Origin of the sequence: Mycobacterium helveticum, assembly GCF_007714205.1 — a bacterium.
Classification (GTDB): Bacteria; Actinomycetota; Actinomycetes; order Mycobacteriales; family Mycobacteriaceae; genus Mycobacterium; species Mycobacterium helveticum.
Genome location: NZ_VMQU01000115.1, coordinates 1 through 17,333, shown reverse-complemented (window position 1 = coordinate 17,333; position 17,333 = coordinate 1). Strand labels below are relative to the sequence as shown.

Below are 17,333 nucleotides of genomic sequence, written 5' to 3'. Positions count from 1 at the left end.
GGCGGATTCGCCGCAACGGGCACCGGCGGGGCGGGCGGCCACGGCGGGGCCGGCGGGTCGCTGCTGGGCAATGGCGGCTCCGGCGGTTCCGGCGCGGACGCGGCCGCCGGCTACAGCGGCGGTGGCGGCGGGACCGGCGGCAACGCCGGCCTGATCGGCGACGGCGGCAACGGCGGCAACGGCGGCAACGCCGGGACCCTCGCGCTGATGGGCAGCCCCGGAACCGTTGGGGCCGGCGGGCTCCTGCTCGGCAGAAACGGCATCCCCGGATTGCCGATGAGCCAGAACCTGTTGGTCAACCCCGGCTTCGAAATCGCCGACCCGTCCGGGTCGGGCTACAGCTCGGTGACCATCCCGGGCTGGACGGTGACCGGTACCCCGACCGTGATCGCCTACGGCACCCCGCGCGGCTACCCGTCGCCGTTCTCGTTCCCGTTCCCGGACCTGCCGAAGTTCTTGGGTTTCCCGAGCAGCCCGCCGGCGGGCGGCGGCAGCAATTTCGCCGGCGGTGGACCCGTGGCGACGTCGACCATCAGCCAAACCGTGAACCTCAGTGGCGCAGTCAGCAGAATCGACACCGGCACAACGCCGTACACACTGAGCGGGATGCTCGGCGGCTACCTCCTGGATCCGTCCGCGACCTCACTGAAGGTCACCTTCCTCAGCGCCAACGGGGTCGTCCTGGGCACCGGCTCTGCCGGGTCGGTCACCGCGCTGGATCGCCTGGGAATCACCGGGTTTCAGCCACGCGACGTCTCCGGGACCATCCCGGTGGGCACCACCTCGGCGGTGGTGACCGCGACCTTCGCCGACCACAACCCGATCCTCGGCCACTACAACGACGCTTACGCCGCCAACCTCTCGTTCACCGTCGGCGATCCAAACCTCACCGCCGCGCCGCTCACCGTGCCGACGTCCCACGTCGGCCAACTGGATCACGTGTTCCTGATCTACATGGAGAACCACGGCGTCGGCGACATCCTGGGCAGCCCCAACGCGCCCTACATCAACAGCCTGATCAACACCTACGGATATGCGGACAACTACTACGCGCTGAGCCACCCCAGCAACCCCAACTATTTCCGGATCCTGGGCGGATCGGACTTCGGCATCGACTACAACCCGACCTCCAACTCCATCAACGCACCCAGCCTTATGCAAGAAATGGATCAGACCGGCGTGACGTGGGCCGGCTACGCGCAGAGCATGCCCTACCCGGGTGACCTGGTGTCCTCGGGTAACTATGCCGTCGACCAATTGCCCTTCGCCCAATTCGGCTACGTCTACAACAACACCCCCGCCTACCTGCAGACACACCTGCTGCCGCTGTCGCAGCTGGGCCCCGATCTGCAGAACCCCAGCACCGCACCGAAATTCGCGTGGCTGGCCGCCAACGAGGCCAACAACATGGAAGGCCCCGTCAGTTCTCCTTCCGGCATTGCCAACTTTATCGGCAGCCAGCTCACGACACACCAGTACAACGTCGCGGCCGGCGACCAGTTCGTCCAGCAGCAGGTGTCCACGATTCAGAGCTCGCCCACGTGGAACGACCCGACCCAGAAGGACGCAATCATCATCACGTGGGACGAGGACTACAACAACCTGTCACTGGGCATCGGTAACCAGGGCAACAACGTTCCGATGATCGTCATCCCGAACCAGGGCGCCGTGACGCTCGGCGGGATGCAGTCCGGGCACTTCACCACCAACACCTACTACAACCAGTACAGCCTGATGGCCACGCTTGAAGACACCTTGAGTCCGACGCCAGGAGCCCTGGCCCCGCTCACCTACAACGACATGTACGCCCAACCCATGAACGCCTTCTGGAGCTGATCGCCGACCCCGGCGCTAGTCGGTATCACGGACGGCGTCGAGGCGCTGGCGCACCCGGGCCAGCGCCTCGTCGAAGACGTCCACCTTTTCACCGCGCCGTTCGTTGGCCGGCTGGGCGGCGCCGCGCGCACCTTCGGCCGCCACGCGGGCCGCACCTTGCCGCCGCAACAGGCTGAAATTCTTCTCGCGCGCAGTCCTGAGCCGACTCTGCAGGTCCTTCAGCTGCTTCTCATCCATGCGCTCGAGAGCGTCGGGATGACTTTCGCCGATCAACGAGGCTTCCTGCTGGGTCAGGTTCACATGGTGTGTACTCACCGTCATGTCGTAGCGCGCGCCGATGGTGTCCGCAACTACCCAGCCCAGCGACTATCCCTCGGTGGTCTCGTGCCGCGGCGAAAGGATGGAACAAGTCGCAGCACGATGACGCGCTCGCCGCGTAGGCGCCGAGGACAAGCCAAGGTATCGGTCTGCTACCCGAGCAGCGACGGCCGTGACGGGCCGGTGTTCGACAGCAGCCACGCGCGAGGCGCTCCGGTCGAGTTTTCGTTGGCCGGCGTGGTTCCGAGCTTCCAGAAGGCCATCGCGGGACAAAACGCCGGATCCGCGGTCGCTGTGGCTATGAACTCGGCCGACGCCGCGCGACCGGGCACGCCACCGGTCAGCCAGATGTTGCGAGTGATGTGTGCCCATCCGCGCAGGACCGTTACATGTAACATGGTCTCATGTCTCCTGCCCGGGACCGCGTTCGACGACATCGCGAGCGACTACGGCAACGAGGCCTGCGGCCAATCCAAATCTGGGTTCCCGATGTGAACGCCCCGGAGTTCGTCCGCGAAGCGCACCGCCAATCGGCACTCGTGGCCGCCAGCGAACAGGATCGTGACGACCAGGCGTTCGTCGACGCCGTCTCGGCCGACTGGGACGAATCCACGTAAACGTGCGACGAGGCGACATCTACACCGCCGCGGCACGCGGTGCCTACAGTGGAAAACCCCGCACGGTAGTCGTCATCCAAGACGACCGGTTCGACGCGACGGCCTCGGTCACGGTCGTGCCATTCACCACCAGCGACGTCGACGCGCCACTACTTCGCGTTGCTGTGCAACCGTCGGATACCACCGGCTTGGTGGAAGCCAGCCGGCTGATGATCGACAAGGTGACGACGGTGCCGCGCTCCAGCCTCACCCGCCAGGTCGGTCGCCTATCGGACGGCGACCTCGTTCGACTCAACCGCGCACTATTGGTATTCCTTGGGCTCGCGGTGTAGTAACGCGGCTGGCGGCTGGGGAGCGGATTCGAGTTTCGGCCGCCTCACGCCATTGAGGTGTCGGCCATAGCCTCTGACGTGGGGCGGGCGGGGCTCGAACCCGCGACCAACGGATTATGAGTCCGCGGCTCTAACCAACTGAGCTACCGCCCCCGGTGCTAACTAGCTGCGAATATAGTCGACGCATCGCCGTACTCTGGTGCCCAAGGCCGCAGTACCCGCGCTCGGGATGGCCGCCGTCGCGTGCCCAAGAAGCTTCTGCACGGCTGTGACATTAGCGCCCGCGCCGACTCCGGTCTGCGGCACCGACAGGTGAGGGTTTCGGCCACGCGGCCCGACTGGCGCCTGAGGGTCATGCAACGGCCCGGTGGGACGGGTGCGTGCCCGCCGATCGTCACCAATTGCGCTCCGCGTCGCGCAGGTGCGGATCATTCAACGCGGTCAACTCCCGACTCTGGTGTCAGGGCCGGGTCGCCAGATAGATGGTGGCGGACGACCGGCCTCGGGTGAGGGGGTTGTCGAACCAGATCTGCTGGGCCTCGACGTCGGTGAAAACGGCTTCCAGGACCGACCTGAAGTCGTCGTCCGGCGCATCGTCGGACCACAGGGCAAACGCCCCTCCTGGGGCGAGATAAGCGGATACGGCGTGCAGGCCGTCGTAGGTGTAGAAGTCTGCGTGTGGACGGTGCAAGACGTGGCGGGGCGAGTGGTCGATGTCGAGCAGTATCGCGTCATAGGTTCGGCCGGGCTGCTGCGGGTCGAAACCCACCGATCCCGTTGCGGCCGCGAAGAAGTCCGCGCATACGAGCGCGACCCGGCCATCGGCGGCCAGCCCGGCCGTTTCCGGTAGCAGGTCGCGCTGGTGCCAGTCGATGACCGCATCGGAGTATTCGATGACGGTGAGCGTACGAATCCGGTCGCATCTCAAGGCTTCTCGCGCCGTGTAGCCAAGGCCGAGTCCACCGATGATCACGTCCAGGCCCGCTCCCGGCGTCCGTGCCAGTCCCAGCCGCGCCAGCTCCCGTTCGGCGATGGTGAACAGGCTCGACATGACGTATTCGTCATCGAGCTTGACCTCGTACACGTCGGCCCGCACTGTCAGATCGAATCGGCGTCGCAGGCTGATCACACCCATCGGCGTCTGCTGCCAGCCCAATTCCTCGAAGCGTGCGCTCATCGACAGCGACGATAGCCCAATCTGAAACGGTCACGCCACACACAATCGCCGGCGGGGCCGCACCGTTGAAGTGCAACGGAATTCCTGGACATCCGTCCGGCGCGACCCGCAGCAGGCCGGACCGAACCGGCGGCGGATGGTCCACCATCGTGACTCGTCGACGACGACGTCGATCATCGCGACGTCGATCATCGCGACGTCGTCCGTTCCGGCAAGAAACCAACGGCCGAGTACCCGAGGCCGGCGGACCGAGATCCGAACCACTTTGGGGATAACCACATTGGGGATAAAAGCGCTGGTGGAATCAGCCCACTCGCGCCGTCGCGGGTCTCTGCGGCTCTTCGGCGAACTCCAGGAAGCGCGACAGCCGCCCATCGTGGGTCAGGTGCAGCTCGTGCATAGCCCTGGTGCAGGCGATGTAGAGCATGCCGTTGTCCATTTCGTTGGCGTAGTTCGTGTCGTCGACGTGCGGGACGATCACGACGTCGAACTCCAGTCCCTTGGCGATGTGTGCGGACGTGATGACGCTGCCGCCGACGAATGCTGTGCTGTGGTAGTCGAGGAGGGTCAGCTCGACGCCGGCTTCCGACAGGGCGCGATAGAGCGTCGCCGCCTGCGCGACGGTCTTGCAGATGATGCCCAGGGAGCGGTGATCGCTGTGCCTGTGCTGCTCGATGAGGGTCAGGATCTGCGCCTCCTGGTCCCCGCGGTCGGCGCAGGAGATCACCCGGGGTGGCAATCCGTGGCGCGCGATCGGGACGAGTTTGTCGTTCCGGGAAATGTTCTGGGCGAATTCCGTGATCTCGGTCGTGGAACGGTAGCTCTTGCACAACTCGAGACAATCGGCATCCGGGAAGATGCTGTGGATCGTCGCCAGCGAGGAGGAGCTGAACGGGTTTACCGATTGGTTGGAATCTCCCAGGATCGTCATCTTGCAGGTGAAGAGCTTGCGCAGAACCGCGTACTGGATGGCCGTGTAGTCCTGCATCTCGTCGACCAGCAGGTGGCGGATGTGGCCGTAGTCCTCGTGTCGGTCGGTGCTGATCATGGTGTAAATCAGCGGGAACACGTCGGTGTACTCGATCTTGTTTCGGCCAAGTGGCTTGAACAAACGCAGGTGGGCGAGGTCGCGGTAGAAGGCCCTATAGATTGCGAGCGCGTCTTTGTGGGGAAACATTGCGCGGACCTGGTTGCGGACGCCGGCGGTGTCGGCGGCCGACCATTTGCCGCCCGCGTCCACAATCTGATGTTTGAGCTGGTGCACAGCGGTGTTGGCCACGCGGTCGAGTCGCGCGAAGATCGGCAGGCTGTGCCACTCGTCGAAGGTGTCGGCCACCCATTGCGCCGAGAGTCGTTTGTGCCGCTGGTTGATCTCGACGGGCGCGAACTCCTTGGCACGGGAGGTGATCCATTCGTCGAGGTGGGTGACGAACTCGGGCGTGGCCTTGTAACGCATGCGCTGGGCTGCCACCTCGTCGACGTGGTCGAGGAGGTTGATCACCTGTTCGCTGAACGTCTCGTAGTCGGTGATGTTGGCCAGGAACTTGTCGGCGATCCTGTCAAAGTCGATCTCGGCGATCTGCTCCTCACCCAACTCGGGAAGCACGTCGGCGATGTAGTCGCCGAAGACCTTGTTGGGGGAAAGGATCATCACATTGTCGGACGAGAGGGTGTCTTTGAACCGGTAGAGCAGGAACGCCACCCGGTGCAGTGCGATCGACGTCTTCCCGGAGCCCGCGACACCTTGCAGGATCAGCACCTGCGCAGTTTCGTTGCGGATCACGGCGTTCTGTTCACGCTGAATGGTCGCGACGATGTTGCGCATCTTGTCATCGGCGGACTGACTGAGTTCCCGCTGCAGAATGTCGTCACCGATGTTCAGCGCGCTTTCGAACATGTACTCCAGATGCCCGCCCCGGATTTTGTACTGGCGCTTGCCCGTAATCTCGCCATGGACGCTGCCCCCGGGGCTTTCGAAGGACGCTTCCCCCGACTCGAAGTCGTAGAAGAGACTTGACACCGGAGCCCGCCAGTCGTGGACCCGGACCTCGCGGGTCTGTGGGTCGAAGAAATTGTGCACACCGATGTAGTAGGCGCTTTGCTCGGTGTCGCTTTCCCGGTGGAAGTCGACGCGTCCGAAATAGGGGGACTCGAGGAGCCGCTTGATGCGTTGTCGCGTCATCACGGCGCGCTCGCCCAGGGCGACGGACACGTTCACATCCGTACGGAACGTGGCCTTCTCGGCAAAATCCATATCACGCCGGTTCTCCCACAGGTGCTGTTTTTGCTCCTGGATGGTTCTGGCGGACGTGTCGATGGAGTCGCTGAGACGCTGCAGCTCCATGGTGAGCAGTTGCACCGTCTCGGCCAGATACCGCCGCTCTTGTTCTTCGTCTGGTGTCTGCATATCCGTCAAAGTCATCTCCGGTTCGAGCTCGCCTGTAAAAAACTACCGTCACGTTAGGGTAGGGCGGCGGAATGGCTGCGCCAGAGGCTCATGGCTGCTTTCCACCGCCAAGCCAAAGCCGGCAAAAGGTGCGTGGCCGACGCACTACACGAGGTCGGCAACATCGACCTGCCGCATTCCATTGCGGACCCGCAGCGGCAAAGGGCGTTGGCCGGCAAAGGTCCAGAACCGCCGCATCGACGGTGAGTTCGATCATGGCTGCACCTTCGGCGCCGCAGGGGAACCACGGATCCAAACCGTGGTGCCAATGGGGCGCTCACCCGCTCGGGATTGGGGGTGATGGTGGCGGTTGCGGCGATCGACAGCGAGGTCATGGGGCCCGTGTAGGAGATGTTGACCTTCGGGTTGGCCGTGATGTCGGCGATCGCTCGGGAATCCGTCGGCGCGGACAACAACAATGTGCCGTCGAAGTGATCGACACGCAGTGTCATCGGCCGGCTGACCAGACACCCGCTCTCATCCAGCGTGGTCAACATGATGCGGTCCAGCGACCGCGGAGCGTCGGCGAGCTTCTGCACGTTCTCCTCAGCCATCAGATGCTTCTCCGGTCGCCCAGTGCAAACTCCCGGCGCAAAATCTCAGTGCAAACTTCGGACTGACATCATGCAGGTGACCCGCCCACCCGGCCACCAACCAAACTCTACCATTACGTTAGAGTAACATTCTCGGTCTCGCGTGCACCGGCCCGCGGCGCGGGTCACGTCGTCCTCAACGCCCTCAACGCCGATGCCACCCGCAACGAACCTGCGCATTGCGTCGAGTTCGCTCATGTCCGACGGCATCGCCGCGCCGGGAAATGCGCCAAGCAGCTTTCGGATCGACATCACAGCGCGCCCATAGCCATGCAGGACTCTACTCATCCGTTACGGTAGAGGCACCTTGGCGAGGATGCGACTGAGCCGCGTGCCGTGTGGTTAGAGTTGAGAGCCAACTGGCTGGTCGAGCGGGTCGGGCCGGTGGACAGGAGGTTGAGCCACGGTGAGTGACACGCAGGGTGTCCACATGCAGATCGGGCAGGTTGCGGCGCAGACGCAGCTGTCGATCCGCACGGTCCGGCACTATGACGATGTCGGGCTGGTCACACCCTCGGCGCGCAGCGCGGGTGGTTTTCGTCTCTACACCGACGCCGACGTCGACCGGCTGCTGGTGATCCGGCGGATGAAGCCGCTGGGTTTCACCCTGGCGGAGATGAAAGACCTTCTCGCCGCCCTGGATGTGTTGGACAACCCGAAAGCCCCGGCAGCCAAACGTAAGTCGGCGGTCGAATGCCTGCGTGAGTACCGCGTCAAAACCGATGACAGCGCCGACCGGTTGCGCCAGCAGCTGGCCTACGCCGAGGAGCTCGCGGAACTGCTGGCTGACCGGGCGAAAGCCAAAGTCGACACGGGCCGACGCTCATCGGCCCACGTGACCACCCGCTGAACACCGACCTGCCCGGCCATCTCGGACGGCTGCCAAACCGCGACTCATCGACAGTGACGTCGATCAAGGCCGCATCCGTCGATAGGTTAACGTACCCTTACGTGACTGTAGGTATTGGCGCCGCTGGGATCTTCGGCACGCAACACGTGTGGGCCCGCCAAGGCGCCAGGGTGTCAGCGCAGCGTGGACGCCAACGGTGAGGGCCACCACAGCCGGCCCCGTCATCAAGCCCCGGCCGGGCCAGCTTGCCGTTGTCGGGTGGGCAAGTGTGGCGGCCGTGATGACAGCGCCGGGGCAGACGGCGGCAGTGTCCGTGTTTACCGACCCGCTGATCGCCGCGTTGCAGATCAGCCGCACCCAGTTGTCGGCCAGCTATCTGATCGGCACGCTGCTCGGTGCGGCGGCGATGCCGTGGGTGGGCCGAGCGCTGGACCGATATGGCGTGCGGCCGTTGATGATCGGTGTTGGTCTGCTCTTCGGCGCGGTGCTGGTCGGACTCGGTTTTGCAACATCGCTTTTCACGCTCACTGCCGGATTCGTGGGGATACGCATGTGCGGGCAGGGCGCGCTGGGGTTGGTGGCCACGACCTTGGTTGCGGTGCACGTGAGCACACGGCGCGGAATGATGCTCGGAGTGACCGCAGGCGTCGGTTCTGCCGGTGTGTCGATGGCGCCGCTCGTCCTGGAGCGGCTCGTGTCACAACTGGGGATCCAGACGATGTGGATCATCGAAGGTCTCGCCGTCTGGAGCCTGGTCGTACCCATTGGCATCGTGGGACTGCGCCGGCTGCCTCGGCCCGACCGCACTCGCACGGAAATCCCGATGGGAACTGACTGTTCGGCGGAGCCTGACGCCGTGGGGCCGCGGTGGACTGCGCGGACGGCCGTCCGTACCGCGATGTTCTGGGCAATCGCTGCCGGCCTGGCGACTTCCGGCATGGTGACCACCGGCCTGAACTTCCATCAGATCGCCCTGCTCGGAGAACGGGGACTCACCGCCACCGAGGCCGCCGCCAACTTCATCCCGCAGACCGTCGCCGCCCTCATCGGCACTCTGCTGATCGGCGCGTCCGCCGATATCGTTGCCCCGAAATTCGGACTCGCTTTGGCCATGGTGGCGCTCTCAGTAGCCCTGTTGACCACGGCGGTAATCACCCCGGGCGCCACCGCGCTGGGCTACGGGCTGGTCTTGGGACTGTCGGGCGGCGCGATCCGCTCCATCGAGGCCGCGGCCTTCGCCCACTACTTCGGCACCAGCCACATCGGCGCGATCCGCGGCATCGCGACCACCATCAGCGTCGGATCCACGGCGTTCGGGCCGCTGGCGGTCGCGCTCGGCCACGACATCGTCGGAACCTACGGCACCACGATGGCCATGCTGGCGCCGATTCCGCTGGCCGTGGCCGTCTTCGCGCTGGTCGCGCCCGCGCCGCGTACCGGCCGGCGATACCGGCAGTGCGTCGGTGTCCGCCGGCCGACTGCGCGACGGGAGCGCGTACACGAGGCCGGATAAACTACCATTTCGTAAGGGTACTTTCTGCGCGGGAAGACGATTCCCCGTCGAGGATTGGCGAAAGCAACTTCATGAGCTCTGAACTGGCCGCGCCGGAGCAGGCGTCGGCGTCGCGGGTGATTGCCGAGGCGGGGCGCAGGCGGACCTTTGCCGTCATCAGCCATCCCGACGCCGGGAAATCCACCCTTACGGAAGCGTTGGCCCTACACGCCCGGGTGATCACCGAGGCCGGAGCAATCCACGGCAAGGCCGGGCGGCGCTCGACCGTCTCGGACTGGATGGACATGGAAAAGGCGCGCGGCATTTCCATCACGTCGACCGCCCTGCAGTTCGCCTATCGATCGGCCGACGGCACCGACTGCGTGATCAACCTCCTCGACACCCCCGGCCACGCCGACTTCTCCGAAGACACTTACCGAGTGCTGACCGCCGTCGACTGTGCGGTCATGCTCATCGATGCCGCCAAAGGTCTGGAACCGCAGACACTCAAGCTGTTCCAGGTTTGCCGCCAGCGGGAGATACCGATCATCACCGTCATCAACAAGTGGGACCGGCCCGGGCGCGACGCGCTGGAACTGCTCGACGAGATCGAAGGCCGCATCGGGCTGCGACCGACACCGTTGACGTGGCCCGTGGGGATTGCCGGGGACTTTCATGGCGTGCTCGACCGCCGCAGCGGACGCTTCATCCGGTTCATCCGCACCGCCGGCGGGGCGACCGCAGCGCCCGAGGAGCACCTCGATCCGGCCGCGGCCGAGGAGCTGGCCGGATCGGCCTGGCTCCAGGCGGTCGAGGAGTGCGAGTTACTGACCGCCGACGGCGCCGGCTTCGATTCACCCGCATTTTTGGCCTGTCGCAGCACCCCGGTGCTGTTCACCTCGGCGGTGCTCAACTTTGGTGTCAACCAGCTGCTCGATGTCCTTGTGCAGCATGCCCCGTCGCCGGCAGCCAAGGTCGGCAGGAGCGGTGACCTGCGTCCGGTCGACGACGAGTTCAGTGCGTTCGTGTTCAAAGTGCAGGCCGGTATGGATGCCGCGCATCGCGACCGACTGGCCTACGCGCGAGTCTGTTCTGGTGTGTTTCGCCGCGGCGACATCGTCACCCACGCCGCGACCCGACGGCCGTTCGCCACCAAGTACGCACAGTCGGTCTTCGGTCAACAACGCACCGTCCTCGACACGGCCTGGCCGGGCGACGTGATCGGTTTGGTCAACGCCACCGCGTTACGCGTCGGCGATACTCTCTACCGCGGCGATCACGTCGAATTTCCCGCGATACCGCAGTTCTCCCCCGAACATTTCGCTGTTGCCCGAGCCGCCGATACGAGCAGGCACAAGGCATTTCGACGCGGCATCACCCAACTCGAACAAGAAGGCGTCATCCAGGTCCTGCGCTCCGATCGGCGCGGCGACCAAGCCCCCGTGCTGGCCGCGGTCGGACCCATGCAGTTCGAGGTCACCAGTCACCGCATGGGCGGCGAACTGCACACCCCGATCAGTCTCGAACACCTCAACTACAGCGTCGTGCGGCGCACCCGACCCGAAGATGTTGGCTTTCTCGACGCTCAATCGGGCGTCGAAGTGCTCACGCGCACCGACGGAGCGCTACTGGCGCTGTTCAGCGACAAATGGCGGATGGAAATCATTCAGCGCAACCACCCGGAACTTATGCTCGACCCGCTGATCGCCGCCGGGCCGTAACGGCCAGGGGGTCACTTTCACCGCACGAGGCCACCAGCGCGAGCCGTAGCCGCGCTGCGGATCGTGCCGGGACAGGACGGCCTCCGCAAGGGCGGGGGCATCGACCCCGTCGTGCCGGGCGAGGTGCTCGGCGAGCACGATCATCATCTCGGTGTCTCCGGTGAAGGCCCCGAGGAGCGCTCCGCGGGCTCGCTCGATCATGCTGGGAACAGCCATTGACGTCGGATACCCGCGCGGCCGCTATCCGGCGCGCCTGGCTACCTGCTGCGCCGGTTCCGACACGGTCCAGCTGCGACCCTCGAAGACACTGATCTCGATCAGCGTGGCCGCGGTGGGTCCCGCCGACCAGGGCTTGAATCCGTCGTGCCAGTAACGTGCGACGCGCTGGTGGTCGGTGACCAGTGTGGCCAGCCCGGCCAGCGAAACCGACACAGCGGGTGAGGTATATGCGACGTTGACCCAGGCCCGCGCAGCGATGTGTGCGACACACCGCGCGTCCGTGGGAGCGAACAGGCGCACCACACCATCAAAGTCAGCCAAGCGAACGGCCATGGGCCGACTGACGAGGTGGTACTTGTCGTCGACGGTCGTCAACATCACGGTGTCAAGTGTCTGCAGCACTTCGCGCAGTTTGCGTACATTTTCTTTCTGCACAGTCTGTCTCCCGGGGTCTGCTCCGAACGATCGGCCGTTTGTTTTCGGCTCGGAAGTGTGCTGCAAGGAATGCGTCCGGCAGGCCACACGTGCAAAATCTATCTTAACGTAAGAGTATTGTCATCTCACGGTCGCGGGTCCGTATCCCCTCGAAAGCGGCCATCCAGGACACCGCTGGGCGCGGCTAGCGGGTTACCGCGCGTCGCGGCTCCGTCAGCGCTTCTAGCGCCGGGATGCCGACGGGTTCGGTTGCCAGCAGTGGCACCAGGGCGATTCGGTCGGCGTGCTCGCGTCGTGCCTTTTCGATTTCGCCCAGCTCCGCGAGCGCGCGCTGCCGAAGAAGCGGTGCCGTGGGGTTCGCCGCGGCGAGCGAGTTGTTGATCACCCAGGCCCACGGGTGGATGTCGGCGCGTTCGAGTTCTTCTTGCAGGCCCGCTGCTTCCAGGACAGGTGTGGTTTCGGCGTGGGTGATGACGATGACTTTGGTCAGGTCCGGGTTCTGCAGGCGCATCAGCGGCGTCACGAAGCGCCGGTTGCCCAGTTGGCGGGCGATTTCGCGGTGATACGAGCCGGTGGCGTCGAGTAGGAGCAGAGTGTGGCCGGTCGGTGCGGTGTCGACGACGACGAATTTGTGCTGCGATTCGCTGATGATGCGGGAGAACGCCTGAAACACCGCGACTTCCTCGGTGCATGGGGAGCGTAAATCTTCGGCGAGCGCCGCGCGGCCCTGTTCGTCGAGCGCGGCGCCCTTGGTGGCCAACACGTGGTCGCGGTAGGCGCGGGTGGCCTCCGCGGGGTCGATGCTCGACACCTGCAGGTTGTCCATCGTTCCGTGCAGGGTTTCGGTGAGGTGCCCGGCCGGGTCGGTGGTGGTCAGGTGCACCTGGTGGCCCCGGTCGGCGAGGGCGACCGCGATCGCGGCGGCAACGGTTGTCTTGCCGACCCCGCCCTTGCCCATGCACATGATCAATCCATGGTTGGCGGCGACGAGTTCGTCGATCAGGTTCGCCAGCGGGGCGTCGGCGACGGGTGGAGCCGATTCTTCTGGCCGGTCGGCTATGTCGGCATTCGGGGTGAACAGCGCGGCCAATGCGTCCACGCCAACGATGTTGTTGGGCTTGAGTTCCACTTGATCGATTGGCAGCGAACGCAGTTCGTCGGGCAGTGCCGCAATCGCCTGGCGCTCGCGTTGGTGGATCGCCGCAGCGAGCGGGTCGCCGGCGTCGGCGGGGGCGGGCAGGACCCCGTTGATCACGACGTACTGATGAGTCAAGCCGAGCGCTGCGAGTTCAGCGTGGGTGCGGGCGATCTCGGCGAGGGTCGATTTCTGGGCACGGGCCACCAGCACCAGGCGGGTGCGCTGGGGATCGGACAGGGCCCGCACGGCCTCGGCGTAGACGGTGCGTTGCTTCTCCAAGCCGGACAGTGGCCCCAGGCAGGACGCGTCGCCTTTGCCCTCGCTGAGGAACTCGTTCCATGAGCCCGGCAATTGCAGCAGCCGGATGGTGTGCCCGGTTGGTGCGGTGTCGAACAACACGTGTTCGAACCGTCCGACCTGACCGTCGGAATCGGTAAGGAGTGCGGTGAATTCGTTGAAGGAGGCGATCTCGGTGGTGCACGAACCGGAGAGTTGTTCGGTGATCGACGCTATCTCCGGCTCGGGTAGCAGACCACGCACCGGGCCGATGATGCGTTCACGGTAGGCGTCGGCGGCCTGTTCGGGGTCGATCTCCAGTGCCGCGAGCCCCTCGACGGCGGGGATCGCGGTTATCGTGTTGCCGATCGTCAGCCCGAAGACCTGCCCGATGTTGGACGCCGGGTCGGTGCTGACCAGCAGCACCTTTTTACCGTGGCGGGCCAGGATGATCGCCGTGGCGCACGCGATGGAGGTCTTGCCCACACCGCCCTTGCCGGTGAAGAACAGAAATCGTGGCGGAGTGTCGAGAAATTTCATATGGTGTCCAGTTCTTTCAGCAGCAGCCGGCGGCGCCCGGGCCGTCGCTGCCGCAGCAGCCCCCTCCGGCGCGGGTCGCATCGGTGATGTCGAGGGCGGTCGATTCGGTCGGGCCGGAAGCTTCGACTCCGGCCCAGGCGGCGAGCCGGGCGCGGTCGGGATAGCGGCCGGTCATCGCGGTGATCCCGTCGACGAGAACCAGCGGTAGGCCGTCCGATCCGGCAACGTCCAGGAAGGCTTTCACCGCGTCGTTGTGGGCGAACGCCAGCGGCTCGCTCGCGAGGTTGTAGCGGGACACATCTCCGCCGCGGCTGCGGACGAAATCCATGTCAGCGGAGAACGTCACCAATTCCTGGGCGACGTCCTCGCCGCAAACGCCGGTGGCGCAGCACAACGCGGGTTCGAAAACCTCGACTTTGCGCCTTGAAACGCTCCTGGAAACGCTCCTGGAAACGCTCATTGAAACGACCTCCTTGATGTGTGCCGGTGACGTGGTACCACGTAGGTTTGCTGAAAGTTGCCGCAGGACTGCGAGAATCACCCGGAACCAGACCCGGTAGCCCCTGCGGTGAGTGCCCGGCAGCCGTGCCGGGCGCAGCGCGTCGAGGTGATGGGAGACGGTGGGCGGGGACAAATCGATGGGTGCCGAGACGGAGCGGAGCGCACAGAGCCTCGGACATCGGCGCGGGCGCCCCGGCGGGAACCCCGCTCAGGGGCTCACCGGCCGGCGACGAGGAGTGTGGAGCACTCATGCCGGCCGTCTGATTCGACATACGTCGATATTGACAGCTTTCGAATCAACCTGTCAACAACAGCGCCCGATCGCGACGCCAACGCCGGCCGGCGCAGGCCGACACGCGCGGTTCCACGGCGCATAATGAGTGAGTGCGCGTAGAGCTGTTGTACTTCGATGGGTGCCCGAATTGGATCACGTTGAAGCGACGGTTGACTGAGGCTCTTGCGGCCACGGGTCACGGCGATGTCGCCATCACGTTCAAGCGGGTGCAAACGCCTGAAGAGGCTGCAGTCTGCGAGTTTGCCGGGTCGCCTACGCTGCGGATCGACGGACAGGATCCGTTCCTGCGGTCTGCCGACGCGGTCGGGCTGGCGTGTCGCGTCTACAAGACGCCGGACGGCCTCGCCGGTTCGCCCACCGTCGAACAGCTTGTCGAGGTCCTCAACCAGGCGTCCTGACGTCCCCACAATCAGGCCTTCACACGCCGGGATTCGCGGTACGGGTCACCATCGCGGCAACCAACTGAGGGGGCCGAAATCGGTGATGACGGCAGGGCCGGGGAAGCGTTGTCACCGTGCACGCGTGACGGGTGGTGGGGTCAAGGCCGAGGGGTCAGCCGAAGCGGCCGGAAATTCAGCCGAAGCGGCCGGAAATATAGTCTTCGGTGGCCTTCTCGTCGGGTGTGGAGAAGATCTTCTCGGTGGCGTTGACTTCGATCAACCGCCCAGGCTTGCCGGTGGCTTCCAGGTTGAAGAACGCGGTCTGATCGCTGACGCGGGCGGCCTGCTGCATGTTGTGGGTAACGATGACGATGGTGTAGTCCTGCTTGAGTTCACCGATCAGGTCCTCGATCGCCAGCGTCGAGATGGGGTCGAGCGCAGAGCAGGGTTCGTCCATGAGCAATACGTTGGGCGAGACGGCGATTGATCGGGCGATGCACAGCCGCTGCTGCTGGCCACCGGAAAGGCTGCCGCCGGGACTGCCCAGCCGGTCTTTGACCTCGTTCCACAGGTTTACCCCGCGCAACGACCATTCGGCGAGTTCGTCGAGGCTTTTCTTGTCGTGCTTTCCTTGGAGTTTCACCCCGGCGACCACATTGTCGAGAATCGACATGGTAGGAAAGGGGTTTGGCCGCTGGAACACCATCCCGACCATGCGCCGCACACCAACCGCGCCGATCCGTGGACCGTAGATGTCCTGGCCATCGACCAACACCGATCCTGTCACCCGTGCTCCCGGGGTGGTTTCGTGCATGCGGTTCAGGGCCCGCAGAACGCTGGACTTTCCGCATCCGGAGGGTCCTATCAACGCGGTGACACTTCGCGGACTGACCGTCATGGTCACATCGGCCACCGCGCAAAAGGTGCCGTAGTAGATGTTGAGATCGCGTACCTCGAGCAGTGTGGCGCTCCTGCGCATTTCGCGGACGCCGGCCGTCACCGGCGTCGTCGCAGTCGGTGCGGCCGCATGTTCGGGACGTCCGATCGCCGCGTCATCCGTTGTTGTGTTGACGTCCTGGATCATTCGATCCTCCGATGCTGTCGTTCGCGTCCAGACCCTGTCGGCGGACGCGTGTGATTGTTGCTGCGCAAAAGGGCTGCCCCACCACTGCCCCACCCGGCGGCGCTGGTCAACGCCCGCGGCTGACGCTGGACCGGCGAGCGATGAGCCGCGCCGCGACAGTGAACAGCAGCACCATTATCACCAAGGTGAGTGCTCCCGCCCAGGCTCGGGCCTGGGCGGCTTTGAACCCGGTGATGGCGTTGCCGAAGATCTGCAGCGACAGGGTCGACATCCGTTTGGTCGGGTCGAGTTCGATGAACAAGTCGTTGCCGAGCGCGGTCAGCAGCAGCGGCGCCGTTTCACCCATCGCTCGCGCGACCGCGAGCATGACACCGGTGATGATTCCCGAACTGGCCGTGGGCAATACGACTGACCTGACGGTGTGCGCCTTGGTCACACCCAGCGCCAGCGAGGCTTCGCGCAGCTCGCGCGGCACGAGCCGCAGCATCTCTTCGGTGGATCGAATCACCAGTGGCAGCATCACCAGGCCCAGCGCAATTCCCCCGGCAATTCCGGAGAACCCGAAGAACACCACCCACACCGCGTAAACCAATGCGCCAGTGACAATGGTAGGTACACCGACCAGGATGTCGGTGAGAAAGCGCGCCACCCGGGCCAACCGACCACCGTACTCGACAAAGTAGACGGCGGCGGCGACACCGACGGGCACCGACAGCGCGGTGGCGATGCCGGTGGTGATGACACTTCCGATGATGCCGTTGAGGAATCCCCCGCCGGGCTGGCTCGGATTGCCGGGTGGCGTCTGGGTAAGGAACTGGGGGCCCAGGTACTTCAGTCCTTGTCCGGCGACGTAGGCCAGCACCCAGATGAGCACGCCGGCGGTGGCGACCATGACCAGCAGCAGCAGTCCGTGCATGAACAAATTGATGAGTCGGCGGCGGCGTAAGCCGGGAAAGCGCCCGCCACTGCCAGGCAGGGGCGCTTTGATCGGTCGATCGAGCGTCAGGCTCACTGGACTACCTTCCTGAGGTCATCGCTTCTGGATGAAGCGTTGATGCACCCGAGGTGCCACCAGGTCACTGC

At 65.0% G+C, this 17,333-nt stretch carries 17 protein-coding genes, 1 tRNA gene and 1 pseudogene; 9 read left to right on the top strand and 10 right to left on the bottom strand.

What is annotated here, in order from left to right:
• The coding region (locus FPZ47_RS30275) for an alkaline phosphatase family protein (RefSeq protein ID WP_145039583.1) at nt 1-1,836 on the top strand (1,836 nt) is incomplete at its 5' end.
• Between the two features lie 15 nt (nt 1,837-1,851).
• Here FPZ47_RS30275 and FPZ47_RS21470 read toward each other — a convergent pair.
• Entirely contained in the window at nt 1,852-2,136 is a 285-nt protein-coding gene (locus FPZ47_RS21470) for a hypothetical protein (RefSeq protein WP_246133520.1), read from the bottom strand.
• 147 nt (nt 2,137-2,283) lie between these two features.
• Between FPZ47_RS21470 and FPZ47_RS29730 the strand changes: the two are divergent.
• The 3 genes and pseudogenes from FPZ47_RS29730 to FPZ47_RS21455 all read left to right on the top strand — a co-directional run.
• Nucleotides 2,284-2,490 (top strand): annotated as a pseudogene (locus tag FPZ47_RS29730) (FKBP-type peptidyl-prolyl cis-trans isomerase); the annotation flags it as partial.
• A 68-nt stretch (nt 2,491-2,558) separates the two neighbouring features.
• On the top strand, nt 2,559-2,771 hold the full coding sequence (locus FPZ47_RS21460; protein WP_144954941.1) for an antitoxin MazE family protein: 213 nt from the start codon (nt 2,559-2,561) through the stop codon (nt 2,769-2,771).
• 2 nt (nt 2,772-2,773) lie between these two features.
• Nucleotides 2,774-3,103, top strand: a complete 330-nt coding sequence (locus FPZ47_RS21455) for a type II toxin-antitoxin system PemK/MazF family toxin (protein ID WP_144954938.1) — start codon at nt 2,774-2,776, stop codon at nt 3,101-3,103.
• A 79-nt stretch (nt 3,104-3,182) separates the two neighbouring features.
• Here FPZ47_RS21455 and FPZ47_RS21450 read toward each other — a convergent pair.
• From FPZ47_RS21450 to FPZ47_RS21435, 4 genes are all read right to left on the bottom strand, one after another.
• Nucleotides 3,183-3,256: transfer RNA gene (locus tag FPZ47_RS21450), tRNA-Ile, on the bottom strand.
• A gap of 307 nt (nt 3,257-3,563) precedes the next feature.
• Nucleotides 3,564-4,280 carry a polyamine aminopropyltransferase gene (locus FPZ47_RS21445; RefSeq protein ID WP_144954935.1) on the bottom strand — a complete coding sequence of 239 codons (717 nt, stop codon included), beginning with the start codon at nt 4,278-4,280 and terminating at the stop codon, nt 3,564-3,566.
• A gap of 304 nt (nt 4,281-4,584) precedes the next feature.
• Nucleotides 4,585-6,687, bottom strand: coding sequence for a HelD family protein (locus FPZ47_RS21440; RefSeq protein ID WP_246133519.1), 2,103 nt, complete (start codon nt 6,685-6,687; stop codon nt 4,585-4,587).
• A 53-nt stretch (nt 6,688-6,740) separates the two neighbouring features.
• A complete protein-coding gene (locus FPZ47_RS21435) occupies nt 6,741-7,265 on the bottom strand; it encodes a pyridoxamine 5'-phosphate oxidase family protein (RefSeq protein ID WP_246133518.1) in 525 nt (174 codons plus the stop codon).
• A gap of 484 nt (nt 7,266-7,749) precedes the next feature.
• Between FPZ47_RS21435 and FPZ47_RS21430 the strand changes: the two genes are divergently transcribed.
• The 4 genes from FPZ47_RS21430 (at nt 7,750) to FPZ47_RS28520 (ending at nt 11,601) form a co-directional block, all read left to right on the top strand.
• On the top strand, nt 7,750-8,169 hold the full coding sequence (locus FPZ47_RS21430; protein ID WP_144954955.1) for a MerR family transcriptional regulator: 420 nt from the start codon (nt 7,750-7,752) through the stop codon (nt 8,167-8,169).
• A 280-nt stretch (nt 8,170-8,449) separates the two neighbouring features.
• Complete coding sequence (locus FPZ47_RS21425; RefSeq protein ID WP_144954952.1) at nt 8,450-9,682, top strand: MFS transporter; 1,233 nt, start codon at nt 8,450-8,452, stop codon at nt 9,680-9,682.
• 71 nt (nt 9,683-9,753) lie between these two features.
• Entirely contained in the window at nt 9,754-11,382 is a 1,629-nt protein-coding gene (locus FPZ47_RS21420) for a peptide chain release factor 3 (RefSeq protein WP_144954932.1), read from the top strand.
• 63 nt (nt 11,383-11,445) lie between these two features.
• Nucleotides 11,446-11,601 carry a hypothetical protein gene (locus FPZ47_RS28520; RefSeq protein ID WP_168209530.1) on the top strand — a complete coding sequence of 52 codons (156 nt, stop codon included), beginning with the start codon at nt 11,446-11,448 and terminating at the stop codon, nt 11,599-11,601.
• Between the two features lie 21 nt (nt 11,602-11,622).
• Here the strand turns inward: FPZ47_RS28520 and FPZ47_RS21415 are convergent, their stop codons facing one another.
• The 3 genes from FPZ47_RS21415 to arsD form a co-directional block, all read right to left on the bottom strand.
• On the bottom strand, nt 11,623-12,036 hold the full coding sequence (locus tag FPZ47_RS21415; protein WP_144954930.1) for a pyridoxamine 5'-phosphate oxidase family protein: 414 nt from the start codon (nt 12,034-12,036) through the stop codon (nt 11,623-11,625).
• Between the two features lie 184 nt (nt 12,037-12,220).
• Nucleotides 12,221-13,990, bottom strand: coding sequence for an arsenical pump-driving ATPase (gene arsA / locus FPZ47_RS21410; protein ID WP_144954927.1), 1,770 nt, complete (start codon nt 13,988-13,990; stop codon nt 12,221-12,223).
• Between the two features lie 16 nt (nt 13,991-14,006).
• Nucleotides 14,007-14,450: an arsenite efflux transporter metallochaperone ArsD gene (gene arsD, locus FPZ47_RS21405; protein ID WP_144954924.1), complete on the bottom strand. Its 444-nt coding sequence runs from the start codon at nt 14,448-14,450 to the stop codon at nt 14,007-14,009.
• 425 nt (nt 14,451-14,875) lie between these two features.
• Between arsD and FPZ47_RS21400 the strand changes: the two genes are divergently transcribed.
• The gene (locus tag FPZ47_RS21400; RefSeq protein ID WP_144954921.1) at nt 14,876-15,184 is read left to right on the top strand and encodes a thioredoxin family protein; all 309 of its coding nucleotides are present in this window, start codon (nt 14,876-14,878) and stop codon (nt 15,182-15,184) included.
• 175 nt (nt 15,185-15,359) lie between these two features.
• On the opposite strand, the gene pstB is transcribed toward FPZ47_RS21400, so the two are convergent.
• Both pstB and pstA read right to left on the bottom strand, forming a co-directional pair.
• A complete protein-coding gene (pstB, locus tag FPZ47_RS21395; protein WP_144954949.1) occupies nt 15,360-16,145 on the bottom strand; it encodes a phosphate ABC transporter ATP-binding protein PstB in 786 nt (261 codons plus the stop codon).
• Nucleotides 16,146-16,356: 211 nt separating this feature from the next.
• Nucleotides 16,357-17,166: a phosphate ABC transporter permease PstA gene (gene pstA / locus FPZ47_RS21390; protein ID WP_168209529.1), complete on the bottom strand. Its 810-nt coding sequence runs from the start codon at nt 17,164-17,166 to the stop codon at nt 16,357-16,359.
• Between the last annotated feature and the right edge of the window lie 167 nt (nt 17,167-17,333).

Bases quoted from the DNA above. Each gene is read 5' to 3' on its own strand.
- pstB (WP_144954949.1), bottom strand. From the start codon at position 16,145: ATGCGCAGGAGCGCCACACTGCTCGAGGTACGCGATCTCAACATCTAC.
- arsD (WP_144954924.1), bottom strand. From the start codon at position 14,450: ATGAGCGTTTCCAGGAGCGTTTCCAGGAGCGTTTCAAGGCGCAAAGTC.
- FPZ47_RS21420 (WP_144954932.1), top strand. From the start codon at position 9,754: ATGAGCTCTGAACTGGCCGCGCCGGAGCAGGCGTCGGCGTCGCGGGTG.
- FPZ47_RS21460 (WP_144954941.1), top strand. From the start codon at position 2,559: ATGTCTCCTGCCCGGGACCGCGTTCGACGACATCGCGAGCGACTACGG.
- FPZ47_RS21440 (WP_246133519.1), bottom strand. From the start codon at position 6,687: ATGCAGACACCAGACGAAGAACAAGAGCGGCGGTATCTGGCCGAGACG.
- arsA (WP_144954927.1), bottom strand. From the start codon at position 13,990: ATGAAATTTCTCGACACTCCGCCACGATTTCTGTTCTTCACCGGCAAG.
- FPZ47_RS21425 (WP_144954952.1), top strand. From the start codon at position 8,450: ATGACAGCGCCGGGGCAGACGGCGGCAGTGTCCGTGTTTACCGACCCG.
- FPZ47_RS21445 (WP_144954935.1), bottom strand. From the start codon at position 4,280: ATGAGCGCACGCTTCGAGGAATTGGGCTGGCAGCAGACGCCGATGGGT.
- pstA (WP_168209529.1), bottom strand. From the start codon at position 17,166: ATGCACGGACTGCTGCTGCTGGTCATGGTCGCCACCGCCGGCGTGCTC.
- FPZ47_RS21430 (WP_144954955.1), top strand. From the start codon at position 7,750: ATGCAGATCGGGCAGGTTGCGGCGCAGACGCAGCTGTCGATCCGCACG.